This window comes from Kitasatospora sp. NPDC096128, from assembly GCF_040303105.1.
GTDB lineage: Bacteria > Actinomycetota > Actinomycetes > Streptomycetales > Streptomycetaceae > Kitasatospora.
On sequence record NZ_JBEOSP010000042.1, the window covers coordinates 66,981 to 78,833 of the forward strand.

Genomic DNA, 11,853 nt, shown 5'->3' on the forward strand with positions numbered 1-11,853 from the left:
CCCGGCGGCCGGGCGATGCGGGGGAATCGTGGAGATTCCTCCCCCGCCCGCTGCCCGTCGGCGCACCGGGTAGGCGCCCCCGGGTAGGCCGGGCCGCCCGGTCCGGCGCATCGAGATCGCAGGAGGCCGAACCGATGCAGCTGTCCACGGTCCGCCCGGTGCCCGTCACCTTCCCCGACGGTCCGCAGCCGGACGTCCCGGTCGACGCCGAACTCCGCTTCGACGCGAGCCTCCCGTACGCGGCCTGCCTGGCGTTCCCACTGGCCCCGTGCGGGTGCACCGGCGACACCGCCCGGGTGTGCTGGTACTTCAGCCGCGAACTGCTCGACGAGGGGCGGCTCGGCCCGGTCGGCGGCGGGGACGTCCAGATCCGCCCGGGGCCCGGGGGCGAGGTCCTGATCACCCTGCGGGGGCCGGTCGGCCGGGCCGTGCTCAGCACCCCGGAGCACCTCGTCACGGCCTTCCTCGCGGACACCTTCGCGCTGGTGCCCGCCGGTTCGGAGTCCGACCACCTGGACGTCGACGCGGCCCTCGCCCGGCTGCTCCCGCGGACTGAGCCGGGCCCGGGTGATCCTCCGTAGAATCCACGGGCCGATCCGCTCCCCCGCTCCCCCGTCCCCCCGCAGGAGGCCGCGTTGCCGTCCCACCCCGGAGCAGGTGTGCTCACCCACCTGGACTCCCTGCTGCACCTGGCCCGCGCCGACCGGACCGGGGCGCTGTGGCGGCTACAGGAGGAGGGCCGCCAGCTGGACGCCGACATCGTCCGGCTGCCGGCGAACGCGGAGGTCGCGGCACACGTGGAGCCGGACCTCGACGTCCTGGTCCAAGTGCTCGGCGGCAGCGGCCACTTGGAGACGGACAACGGTCGGCAGGCGCTCTCCCCGGGCTGCACGGCCTGGCTGCCGCACGGCGCGCGGCGGAGGGTCTCGGCGGGCGAGGACGGCCTGGTCTACCTCACCGTCCACCGCCGCCGCCCGGGCCTGGGCGTCCACTCCGCGCCGGCCGGGTAGCCGCACCCCAGAGTTACTTGACAAGCTCAACCTTTCAGGCTTAGCGTCATCGCGATTGTTTCAGCTGGTGAAAAATTGACAGCGAAAGCCATCGGGCGCAGGCCGACCCGGTGCGCCGCGACACCCGTAGCACTGGAGACAGCCCTCATGACCCCGCAGGACCACCGCGCCGCCGTCGCCGCCGAGACCGCCCGGTTCGTCGCCGCCGTGCAGCACGCCGACCCCGCCCTCCCGGTGCCCGGCTGCCCGGGCTGGACGCTCGCCGACCTCGTCCGCCACGCCGGCAGCGTGCAGCGCTGGTTCACCGTCCTGCTCCGCCAGCGGATCCAGGAGCCGCCGCGCAGCCGGGACGTCGACCTGCGGCTGCCCGAGCAGGCCGAGCAGTACCCCGCCTGGCTGGCCGAGGCCGCCGGGGAGGCCGCCGCCGTGTTCGCCGAGGGCGACCTCGACGCGCCGATGTGGGCCTGGGGCGCCGACCAGCACGCCCGGTTCTGGGTGCGCCGGATGCTCTTCGAGACCCTCGTCCACCGGGTCGACGCCGAGACCGCGCTCGGCCTGGCGCCGGAGATCGACCCGGCCCTCGCCGCCGACGGCGTGGCCGAGTTCCTGACCAACCTGCCCTTCGCGGCCTTCTTCGCCCCCGGCACGGCCCAGCTGCGTGGCGAGGACCGGACCATCCGCTTCACCAGCACCGACGGCGAGGGTGACTGGCTGATCCGGCTGCGCCCCGACGGCTTCGGCCTGGACGCCTCCGACGGCTTCGACGGCTCGGGGGCGACCGCCGACGCCACCGTCCGGGCGGGCGCCGCCGAGCTGCTGCTGCTCCTGTACGGGCGCCTCGACCGCACCGCGGCCGGCATCGAGCTCGCCGGGGACGAGGAGCTGCTCGCGCACTGGTTCGCCCACTCGGCGTTCTGAACCGCACCGGGCACTTGTCCGGACAAGCCACCGGCCGGGCCCGTCAAGGGTTCGGCCGGTGCTGTGTTCCGCCCTGCCGACAGGGTGGAACACCTGTCCTGACAAGTGGGTTCAGCCGGTCGCGGCGAGGGTCCCGTCGAAGGTGGCGGCCGCGAGGCCGAAGGAGAGGGTCATCCCGACGCCCGAGGTGACCGAGATCGCGCGCACGCCGGGGGCGAGGTCGCGCACCAGCAGCGGGCCGCGCGGGCTGCTGGCGTAGACGCCCTGCCAGCGCTCCAGGATCCGCAGGCCCGGCACGCCCAGCACCCGGGCGACGGCGTCGATCAGCAGCTCGTAGGTGCGCTCGTCGACGAACGGCGGGGTGGTGGCGTCGTAGTGGTGCGAGTCGCCGACCAGCAGGGTGCCGTCCGGCAGCCGGGTGAACATCACATTGGCGCCGATCCCCAGCAGCTCCGCGCTGTGGCCGAGCACCTCGGCGCGCAGCGGCGCGGCGGACGGCTGGGCGGTGAAGGCCTCGTAGCGGAGCATCGAGGTGGCGGTCAGCACGGCGGCGTCGGTGCGAAAGCCGGCCGGGGCCTCGGCCCGTGCCATGCTCAGCCGGCAGCGCTGGACCTCGTGGTCCTCGGCGATGTCGGGGAACAGGTAGTCCACGTCGTGGCCGACGCAGACCAGGATCCGCTCGCCGTGCACCGGGCCGCGGGTGGTGCGCACGGCGCCGGACTCGACGCCGGTGACGGCGGTGCCCCACAACACCCGGCCCCGCGGGTGCTCGGCGACCCAGCGGGCCAGGGCGGGCGCGGCCTCGCGCGGGTTGACCCGCAGGTCGGCCGGCAGCAGCGCACCGCCCACCAGGTCCTCGGCCGCGCCGCTCGCGCGGCCGAGCGCCTCGGCGGTCTGCGCGGCGGTGCGCAACCGGACGGCGTCGCCGCCCCGTTCGGCGCGCAGCTCTTCCAGGACGGCCGCCTCGACTGCCGATCGGGCCACCACCAGGGCACCGGCCTGCTCGGCCCAGAAGCCGGCCGCCTCGGCGGCGCGCAGCCAGCCGGACCGGGAGCGCCGGGCGAGGCCGAGCAGCTCGCCGTCCTGGGCGGTGACGCAGCAGTGGCCGAAGTTGCGGATCGAGGCGCCGACCGGCTGCCGGTCGCGCTCGACGACCGTGACGGACAGTCCGTTGCTGAGCGCCTCGAAGGCGTGGGCCAGGCCGACGATGCCGGCGCCGACGATCACCACGTCGCTGCGGCCGGACGTGCCGCCCGTGCGGACGGGGGACGCGGCGGGGGTGGTTGCGGGTGCGGTGCTGCTGCTCATGGGCCCAGCTAAGGGGCTGCCGGGCACTGGAGTCAAGAGATGTATGTACAAGTCACCGCCTGTTCACCCGCTCGACGATCATCGGGGGCGAACAGATGAACAAGTGAAGCCGCAGGTGGGCCGCCCTTGAGAAGTTCCGGACCCGGATGTCATAGTCAACTTGTGAAGACAAGTGAGGACCTCCCTCTCCACCAACGGCTCGGCGCCGAGTTCCTGCGCCGCATCGAGTCCGGCGAGTGGCCCGAGGGCAAGCCGGTGCCCAGTGAGTCGCAGCTCTGCGCCGAGTTCGGCACCTCCCGCGGCCCGGTCCGCCAGGCCCTGGCCATGCTGCGCAGCGCGGGCAGCCTGGTCGGCGGGCGCGGCAAACCGCCCGTCGCCCACCGCACCACGCCCTCCCAGCCCTTCGGGACGTTCCTGTCCTTCACCCAGTGGGCCCGCAGCATCGGCCGCGAGCCCGGGCAGAACACCGTCGAGGTGGCCCGCCGCCGGGCGTCCCCGGAGGCGGCGGCCAGACTCGGCCTCGCCGAGGGCGAACCCGTCGTCGAACTGGTCCGGCTGCGGCTGCTGGACGGCGTCCCGGCCATGCTCGAACGCTCCACCTTCGTCCACGAGGTCGGCCGCATCCTGTTCGACTTCGACCCGGACTCCGGCTCCGTCTACCAGGAGCTGCTGCGCCGCGAGGTCGACCTGCACCACGCCCGGCACACCATCGACGCCGTCGCCGCCGGGCCGCACGACGCCGAACTCCTCCTGGTCGCCGCCGGGGACCCGCTGCTGCGGGTGCGCCGGCTCACCACGTCCAGCCTGGGCGTGCCGCTGGAGGACGCCGACGACCGCTACCTCCCGGCCATGGCCACCTTCACCATCGAGAACACCGTCGAAGGCCGAACCGTGATCGGCCGCTACCGCACCGAAGAGGACTGACCCCGATGATCGAGCTCGCCGCCCTGGACATGGCCGGTACCACCATCAACGAGTCCGGCGCCGTCTACCGCGCGCTGCGCACCGCCGTCGAGCGCAACGGGGTGGCCGTCGCCGAGGCGGACCTCCAGACCTGGATGGGCACCGACAAGCGCGAGGCCATCGCCGCCCTGGTCCGCCTCGGCGGCGGCACCCCCACCCCGGAGCTGGTCGAGGAGAGCTACGCGGCCTTCGCCGAGTACCTGCGCGAGGCCTACCGCGCCACCCCGCCGCAGGCGCTCCCGGGCGTCGAGGAGGCCCTGGCCGAGCTGCGCCGCCGCGGCATCAAGGTCGCGCTCACCACCGGGTTCAGCGACGACGTCGCCCACCCGCTGCTGGAGTCGCTCGGCTGGTCCACCGGCGAGGGCGGCAACCTGGACGCCGTCGTCACCTCGGACGAGGTCCCGCGCGGGCGCCCGGCGCCGTACATGATCCACCGGGCGATGGAGAAGACCGGCGTGATCGACACCCGCCGGGTGCTGACCGCCGGGGACACCGTGGTGGACGTCGAGGCCGGCCGCAACGCCGGGGCCGGCGTGGTCATCGGGGTGCTGACCGGCGAGCTCGGGCGCGCCGACTTCGACGGGCACCCGCACACCCACGTGCTGGCCGGCGTCACCGAGATCCCCGACCTCCCCGAGACCCGGCAGGGCGCCTGACCCGTCCGACCCGCTTCAGCACCCCCGGCCGCGGCACGGCCGTCACCTGCGCCTACCGGGTACGGCGTTGCCGCTGAGCGGGCGGGGGCACGGAATCGGGCAGGCTGCCATCGGGCGGCGTGGAATCGGCCAGGCCCGCGAGCAGGCGCAGGCCGTCCTCGGCGGGGCTGCCGGGGGCCGCGGACAGCACCAGCAGCTCGATTCCCGACTCGTCCGGCAGCGCGAAGTTCTCCTGGTGCAGTTCCAGCAGCCCCACCAGGGGATGCCGGTACGCCTTGCGCCCGTGGGTGCGGGCCCGCACGTCCGCGCGGGCCCAGAGGCGCCGGAAGCGCTCGCTGCCCATCGCCAACTCGCCGATGAGGGAGGCCAGTCGGGGATCCTCGGGGTACTTTCCGGCGGCCAGGCGCAGGTGGCCGACCACATCCAGGGTGCAGGTCTCCCAGTCCGCGTAGAGACCGCTCCCGGCCTCTTCCAGGAAGAGGTGCCGGGCGGTGTTCAGACCCGGCAGCGGCCGGCCGAGGAGGAGCTCGGCGAGGCGGTTGCCGGCGAGCACGTCCAGACGGTGGTCCATGATCAGCGCGGGTGCGCCGGGGACCAGGTCGAGGACGCGCAGCAGCTCCGGCCGGACCCGGCCGCCCGGTGTCCTCGCCCGGCGGCGGCGCTGCCGGGCGAGCCGGTACAGGTGCCCGCGTTCGGTCTCGTCGAGGTCGAGGACGCGGGCGAGCGCGTCGAGGACCTGCTCGGAGGGCTGGGTCGCGCGGCCCTGCTCCAGGCGCACGTAGTAGTCGACGCTGACGCCGGACAGGTGCGCGACCTCCTCGCGGCGCAGCCCCTCGACCCGCCGGCGGCTGTCGGTGGGGATGCCCACGGCCGCGGGGTCGACCCGGGACCGCCGGGTCCGCAGGAAGCCCGCAAGATCGTCCATGCCCCCAGTATGGCCGCGGCCGCACCGGCGAGGGTGGCCCTGCCAGTACCAGGAAGTGCGGTCCGACGGACGCGGAGCCCCTGAACGCCGGGCGCCGCGGCGGCCAGGATCGAAGGCGACCGAGGGAGATCGGAAGCCCCCGATCCGCCGGAGCCAGGAGTACGGAGTCCCCATGAAGACGCTGATCGTCCACGCCCACCCGGAGCCGAAGTCGCTCAACAGCTCGTTGAAGGACCTCGCGGTGTCCACCCTGGAGGGCGCCGGGCACCAGGTGCGGGTGAGCGACCTGTACGCGATGGGCTGGAAGGCGGCGGTGGACGCGGAGGACTACGGCCCGCGGGCCTCGGACCCGCTCAGGGTCGCCCTGGACTCGGGCCGCGCCTTCGAGACCGGGACGCTCACCCCGGACGTCCGCGCCGAGCAGGAGAAGCTGCTGTGGGCCGACACGATCGTCTTCCAGTTCCCGCTGTGGTGGTACTCGATGCCCGCGATCCTCAAGGGCTGGGTGGACCGGGTGTTCACCTACCGCTTCGCGTACGGCGTGGGCGAGCACAGCGACACCAAGTACGGCGAGCGCTTCGGCGAGGGCACCCTCGCGGGCCGGCGGGCCCTGCTGTCGGTGACCGTCGGCGGCCCCGAGTCGCACTACGCGGCCCGCGGGATCAACGGCCCCATCGAGGACCTGCTGTTCCCGATCCACCACGGCATCCTGTACTACCCGGGCATCGAGGTGCTGCCGCCGTTCGTGCTGTACGGCACCGACCGGATCACCGACGAGGACTACCCGGCCGTCGCCAGGGCCTGGGAGCAGCGCCTGCTCACCCTGGAGTCGACCGAGCCGATCGCCTTCCGGCGGCAGAACTTCGGCGACTACGAGATCCCCTCGCTGCACTTGAAGGAGGGACTGGAGCCCGCCGGCCGCACCGGTTTCGGCCTGCACGTGGGCGGCTGACCGCAGGTCGGTCACGGGGCCTCAGAGGGCGGCCGGGCCGTCGGCGTCCCCCGTCGGCCCGCCCCGGCCGCCGGGGTGCTAGAAATCCCCCGTGGACGATCACCCAGAACCCCCGACCCGGCGCGTCTTCGTGGCCCTGGCCCCGCCCGACGAGGCCAAGGACGAACTGGCCCGGGCCCTGCGGCCCGCCTACGCCGGGTACCCGCGGCTGCGGTGGAACCGGATCGAGGACTGGCACATCACCCTGGCCTTCCTCGGCGAGCAGCCGTCCACGGTCGTACCGCGGCTGCAGTCGCTGCTGGCCGCTCCGGTCGCCTCGCGTCCCGCCCTGCGGCTGAGCCTGCGGGGCGGCGGCCACTTCGACGAGCGGCTGCTGTGGAGCGGGATCGACGGCGACCTGGAGGCGCTGCACCTGCTCACCGCCGATGTCCGGGATCTGGTCCGGTCCTGCGGGATCCCGTTCAGGGACCGACCGCTGCACCCCCATCTGACGCTGGCACGGTCCCGCCGCGACGACCACGACAGCGTGCCGCTGGCCGCGGCCGGGCTCGCCGGGTTCACGGGCCGGCCGTGGCGGACCGAACGCCTCCACCTGGTCGCCAGCAACATCGGCCGCGGCCCGGGGCCGATCCGCTACCGCGACATCGCCGCGTGGCGCTTCGGCACCACCGCCGGGACCGAGGGCCACAGCGAGGGCGACGGCGAGCCCGGCGGGCCGTCGACCCCCCGGTAGGCTGGAGCGGCACGTCGGAGGGCCGTGATCGGCCGGGGAGGGTCCTGGACCATGGGGAAGAAGAGCGAGCTGGACGACCTGCGGGCGCGGCTGGCGACGCTGGAGGCGGAGGTCGACCGCCTGCGCGGCGAGGCCGTCGCGACGCGGACGGCACAGGCACCGGCGGCGGCGACCGGCCGGGGCCGCGTGGAGGTCCGTACCGCCCCGCAGGGCCGTGGCCCGGTGCCGGAGGCGGTCCGCGAGGAGCAGGCCGGGCAGCCCCAGTCGATCACCGGCATCGCCGACGCCCTCGGTGTCATGGTCACCGGACGGACCTCCGGACGGGCCTCCCGCCCGGCCGAGGAACCGACCCAGGTCCTGCGGGCGCGGGCCGAGGCCCCGGAGCGCCGGAGCGTCCCGCTCCCCGCGCACGGGCAGTTCCTGGAGAGCCTCCTGGAGGGCCGGCCGGCCCTCCAGGCGTAGCCACGCGCCACGGCCGCACGGTCGGACCCGGTCAAGGGTGGTCGATCACCGTCAAGGGGGCGAACAGGAGCCGGGAGGATCGCGTCAAGGCCGCCCCCGGCCGACCCCGGCGTTCCGCACCGCGCGGGCCGAGGCGCTAACGTGGACGGCTTCCGTACCCGCGGTCCACCGAGGAGCAAAGCGCCGTGTCCGACAGCTTCGCGCACCTGCACGTCCACACCGAATACTCGATGCTGGACGGGGCGGCGAAGAACGGAAAGCTGTTCGCCGAGGCGGAGAGACAGGGCATGCCCGCCATCGCGATGAGCGACCACGGCAACATGTTCGGCGCCTACGAGTTCTTCCACGCCGCCGCCAAGACCGGGGTGAAGCCGATCATCGGCATCGAGGCGTACGTCGCCCCGGCCTCCCGCTTCCTGAAGAAGCAGGTGTTCTGGTCGCCCGGCGGCCAGCGCCCCTCCGGCGCCGACGGCGAGGGCGGCAAGGACGTCTCCGGTGGCGGCCGCTACACCCACATGACCATGTGGGCGCAGAACGCCACCGGCCTGCGGAACCTCTTCAAGCTCTCCTCGCTCGCGTCGATGGAGGGCTACTACATGAAGCCCCGGATGGACCGCGAGCTGATCGCCGCCAACGCGACCGGGATCATCGCCACCACCGGCTGCCCCTCCGGCGAGGTGCAGACCCGGCTGCGGCTCGGGCAGTACGACGAGGCGGTCAAGGCGGCCGGCGCGTACCAGGACATCTTCGGCAAGGAGAACTACTTCCTGGAGCTGATGGACCACGGCCTGTCCATCGAGAAGGACGTCCGCGACGACCTGCTGCGCCTGGCCAAGGACCTGAACATCCCGCTGCTGGCCACCAACGACTCGCACTACGTGACCGCCGACCAGGCGGACGCCCACGACAGCCTGCTCTGCGTCGGCGTGGGCAAGAACAAGGACGACCCGAACCGGTTCAAGTTCCAGGGCACCGGCTACTACGTGAAGACCGCCGAGGAGATGCGCGAGCTCTTCCGCGAGCTGCCGGAGGCCTGCGACAACACCCTCGCGATCGCCGAGCGGATCGAGTCGTACGACGAGGTCTTCACCTACGTCGACCGGATGCCCCAGTTCGACGTCCCCGAGGGCGAGACCCAGGCCTCCTTCCTGCGCAAGAAGATCGAGGTCGGGCTCCAGCACCGGTACGGCGACAGCCCGAGCCAGGAGGTGCTGGACCGGATCGAGCTGGAGATGGGCGTCATCACCCCGATGGGGTTCGACGCCTACTTCCTCGTGGTCGCCGACATCTGCCAGTACGGCCGGGACAACGGCATCCCGGTCGGCCCGGGCCGTGGCTCCGCGGCCGGCTCGATGGTCGCCTACCTCACCGGCATCACCCAGCTGGACCCGCTGGAGCACGACCTGCTGTTCGAGCGCTTCCTCAACCCCGAGCGCATCAACCCCCCGGACGTCGACATCGACTTCGACGACCGCCAGCGCGACCAGATGGTCCGCTACGTCACCGAGAAGTACGGCGCCGCGTACACGGCCCAGGTGAACACCTTCGGCACCATCAAGGCCAAGGCGGCCGTGAAGGACGCCAACCGCATCCTCGGCTACCCGTTCGCGATGGGCGACCGGATCACCAAGGCGATGCCGCCGGACGTCATGGGCAAGGGCGTGCCGCTGGCCGACCTGTTCGACGAGAAGCACCCCCGGTACAACGAGGGCACCGAGATCCGGGCGCTGTACCAGAACGAGCCCGACGTCAAGAAGATCATCGACACCGGCCGCGGCATCGAGGGCCTGATCCGCGGCACCGGCGTGCACGCCGCGGCCGTCATCCTCTCCTCGACCCCGCTGCTGGAACTGATCCCGCTGCACATGCGGGACAAGGACGGCGTGATCATCACCGGCTTCGACTACCCGTCGTGCGAAGCCATGGGCCTGATCAAGATGGACTTCCTGGGTCTGCGGAACCTGGGCATCATCGACCACTGCATCAAGATCGTGAAGGCCAACCGGGGCATCGACGTCGACATCGAGAAGATCCCGATCGACGACCCCACCACGTACCAACTGCTGGCCCGCGGCGACACCCTGGGCGTGTTCCAGCTCGACGGCGGCCCCATGCGCGCCCTGCTCAAGCTGATGAAGCCCACCGAGTTCGCCGACATCTCCGCCGTCTCCGCGCTGTACCGGCCCGGCCCGATGGGCATGAACTCCCACACCAACTACGCGCTGCGCAAGAACGCCCAGCAGGAGATCATCCCGATCCACCCCGAGCTGGAGGAGCCGCTCAAGGACGTCCTCGGCCCCACCTACGGCCTGATCGTCTACCAGGAGCAGGTCCAGCGAGCCGCCCAGGTGCTGGCCGGCTACTCGCTCGGACAGGCAGACCTGCTGCGCCGCGCGATGGGCAAGAAGAAGAAGGAGGTGCTGGAGAAGGAGTTCGTGCCCTTCCACGCGGGCTGCAAGGAGCGCGGCTACTCCGACGAGGCGATCCAGGCGGTGTGGGACGTCCTGGTCCCGTTCGCCGGCTACGCGTTCAACAAATCGCACTCCGCCGCGTACGGCCTGGTCTCCTACCAGACCGCCTACCTCAAGGCCAACTACCCGGCCGAGTACATGGCGGCGCTGCTCACCTCCGTCGCCGACGACAAGGACAAGATGGCCGTCTACCTGGCCGAGTGCCGGCAGATGGGCATCAAGATCCTCTCCCCCGACGTCAACGAGTCCGTGGTCGACTTCACCGCCGTCGGCAGCGACGTCCGCTTCGGCCTCAAGGCCGTGCGCAACGTCGGCGTGCCGGTGATCGAGTCCCTGGTCGGCACCCGTGACGAGAAGGGCAAGTACACCTCCTTCGCCGACTTCCTGGACAAGGTCGAGCTGGTGGTCTGCAACAAGCGCACCATCGACTCCCTGATCAAGGCCGGCGCCTTCGACTCGCTCGGCCACAGCCGGCTCTCGCTCAGCAGCGTGCACGAGAGCGCCATCGACGCCGTCACCGGGGTGAAGAAGCAGCAGGCCATCGGCCAGGACGACCTGTTCGGCGCGCTCGACACCGGCGACGGCGCACCCGCCATCGGGCTGGACTTCCAGCTCACCGACAACGAGTGGCCCCGCCGTCAACTCCTCGCCCTGGAACGCGAGATGCTCGGCCTGTACGTCTCCAGCCACCCGCTGGACGGCGCCGAGCACATCCTCTCCCAGAACCGTGACACCTCGATCGCCGAACTCCTCGGCTCCGGCCGCTCCGAGGGCGAGGTCCGGCTCTCCGGCCTGATCACCGGCGTGGACCGGCGGATCAACAAGGCGGGCAACGCCTGGGCGATCATCACCCTGTCCGACCGCGACGGCTCGGTCGAGGTGCTGTTCTTCCCCGCGACCTACAACCTGATGGCCGAGCAGATGATCGAGGACAACGTCATCTCGGTCCGCGGCCGCCTCAACGAGCGCGACGGGTCGCTGAGCATCTTCGGCCAGGAGATCGCCACCCTGGACGTCTCCTCCGCCGAGCTGGGCACCAAGCCGCCGGTCCAGATCACCGTCCCGGCCTCCCGGATCACCCCCGAGGTGGTCTCCGAGCTCAAGCTCGCCCTCCAGGCGCACCCCGGCGACGTCCCGATCCGGCTGCTCACCACCAATTGGGACAAGAACACGCTGTACGAGCTGGGCTTCCGGGTGAACCCCGACAACGGGCTCGCCTCGGACGTCAAGACCCTGCTGGGCAACCGCGCCTGGGCGGGCGCGGCCGTCCGCGCGGTCGCCGATCAGTCCATGGGCAGGTAGACCGGAAGGTAGGCCGACAGGCCGGCCGCCGGAAGGACCCGGGCCGGGGGGGGGGGGGGGGGGCGGCGCCCCCCCCCCCCCCCCCGCCCCCCCCCCCCACCCCCCCCCCCCCCCCCCCCCCGCCGCAATGTAAAAAAAGCAGCAAATAAGCGA

Annotated in this window: 11 protein-coding genes; 9 read left to right on the top strand and 2 right to left on the bottom strand. The window is 72.5% G+C overall.

What is annotated here, in order from left to right:
* Positions 1-134 precede the first annotated feature (134 nt).
* The 3 genes from ABTY61_RS33910 to ABTY61_RS33920 all read left to right on the top strand — a co-directional run bounded on the left by ABTY61_RS33910 (position 135) and on the right by ABTY61_RS33920 (position 1,928).
* Entirely contained in the window at positions 135-581 is a 447-nt protein-coding gene (locus ABTY61_RS33910) for an SsgA family sporulation/cell division regulator (protein ID WP_350508995.1), read from the top strand.
* Between the two features lie 54 nt (positions 582-635).
* A complete protein-coding gene (locus ABTY61_RS33915) occupies positions 636-1,010 on the top strand; it encodes a cupin domain-containing protein (RefSeq protein ID WP_350508996.1) in 375 nt (124 codons plus the stop codon).
* Between the two features lie 147 nt (positions 1,011-1,157).
* A complete protein-coding gene (locus tag ABTY61_RS33920; RefSeq protein WP_350508997.1) occupies positions 1,158-1,928 on the top strand; it encodes a maleylpyruvate isomerase family mycothiol-dependent enzyme in 771 nt (256 codons plus the stop codon).
* 111 nt (positions 1,929-2,039) lie between these two features.
* On the opposite strand, the gene ABTY61_RS33925 is transcribed toward ABTY61_RS33920, so the two are convergent.
* Complete coding sequence (locus ABTY61_RS33925) at positions 2,040-3,236, bottom strand: TIGR03364 family FAD-dependent oxidoreductase (protein WP_350508998.1); 1,197 nt, start codon at positions 3,234-3,236, stop codon at positions 2,040-2,042.
* A gap of 162 nt (positions 3,237-3,398) precedes the next feature.
* Between ABTY61_RS33925 and ABTY61_RS33930 the strand changes: the two genes are divergently transcribed.
* A complete protein-coding gene (locus ABTY61_RS33930; RefSeq protein ID WP_350508999.1) occupies positions 3,399-4,160 on the top strand; it encodes a GntR family transcriptional regulator in 762 nt (253 codons plus the stop codon).
* 5 nt (positions 4,161-4,165) lie between these two features.
* Positions 4,166-4,855, top strand: coding sequence for a phosphonatase-like hydrolase (locus ABTY61_RS33935; protein WP_350509000.1), 690 nt, complete (start codon positions 4,166-4,168; stop codon positions 4,853-4,855).
* 52 nt (positions 4,856-4,907) lie between these two features.
* Here the strand turns inward: ABTY61_RS33935 and ABTY61_RS33940 are convergent, their stop codons facing one another.
* The gene (locus ABTY61_RS33940; RefSeq protein WP_350509001.1) at positions 4,908-5,780 is read right to left on the bottom strand and encodes a helix-turn-helix transcriptional regulator; all 873 of its coding nucleotides are present in this window, start codon (positions 5,778-5,780) and stop codon (positions 4,908-4,910) included.
* A gap of 172 nt (positions 5,781-5,952) precedes the next feature.
* Between ABTY61_RS33940 and ABTY61_RS33945 the strand changes: the two genes are divergently transcribed.
* The 4 genes from ABTY61_RS33945 (at position 5,953) to dnaE (ending at position 11,700) form a co-directional block, all read left to right on the top strand.
* Positions 5,953-6,732 carry an NAD(P)H-dependent oxidoreductase gene (locus tag ABTY61_RS33945; protein ID WP_350509002.1) on the top strand — a complete coding sequence of 260 codons (780 nt, stop codon included), beginning with the start codon at positions 5,953-5,955 and terminating at the stop codon, positions 6,730-6,732.
* 91 nt (positions 6,733-6,823) lie between these two features.
* The gene (gene thpR / locus ABTY61_RS33950) at positions 6,824-7,465 is read left to right on the top strand and encodes an RNA 2',3'-cyclic phosphodiesterase (RefSeq protein ID WP_350509003.1); all 642 of its coding nucleotides are present in this window, start codon (positions 6,824-6,826) and stop codon (positions 7,463-7,465) included.
* Between the two features lie 51 nt (positions 7,466-7,516).
* Positions 7,517-7,927, top strand: a complete 411-nt coding sequence (locus ABTY61_RS33955; RefSeq protein WP_350509004.1) for a hypothetical protein — start codon at positions 7,517-7,519, stop codon at positions 7,925-7,927.
* Positions 7,928-8,112: 185 nt separating this feature from the next.
* A complete protein-coding gene (gene dnaE / locus ABTY61_RS33960; RefSeq protein ID WP_350509005.1) occupies positions 8,113-11,700 on the top strand; it encodes a DNA polymerase III subunit alpha in 3,588 nt (1,195 codons plus the stop codon).
* Positions 11,701-11,853 lie beyond the last annotated feature (153 nt).

Bases quoted from the DNA above. Each gene is read 5' to 3' on its own strand.
- ABTY61_RS33910 (WP_350508995.1), top strand. From the start codon at position 135: ATGCAGCTGTCCACGGTCCGCCCGGTGCCCGTCACCTTCCCCGACGGT.
- ABTY61_RS33920 (WP_350508997.1), top strand. From the start codon at position 1,158: ATGACCCCGCAGGACCACCGCGCCGCCGTCGCCGCCGAGACCGCCCGG.
- ABTY61_RS33925 (WP_350508998.1), bottom strand. From the start codon at position 3,236: ATGAGCAGCAGCACCGCACCCGCAACCACCCCCGCCGCGTCCCCCGTC.
- ABTY61_RS33935 (WP_350509000.1), top strand. From the start codon at position 4,166: ATGATCGAGCTCGCCGCCCTGGACATGGCCGGTACCACCATCAACGAG.
- ABTY61_RS33940 (WP_350509001.1), bottom strand. From the start codon at position 5,780: ATGGACGATCTTGCGGGCTTCCTGCGGACCCGGCGGTCCCGGGTCGAC.
- ABTY61_RS33945 (WP_350509002.1), top strand. From the start codon at position 5,953: ATGAAGACGCTGATCGTCCACGCCCACCCGGAGCCGAAGTCGCTCAAC.
- ABTY61_RS33955 (WP_350509004.1), top strand. From the start codon at position 7,517: ATGGGGAAGAAGAGCGAGCTGGACGACCTGCGGGCGCGGCTGGCGACG.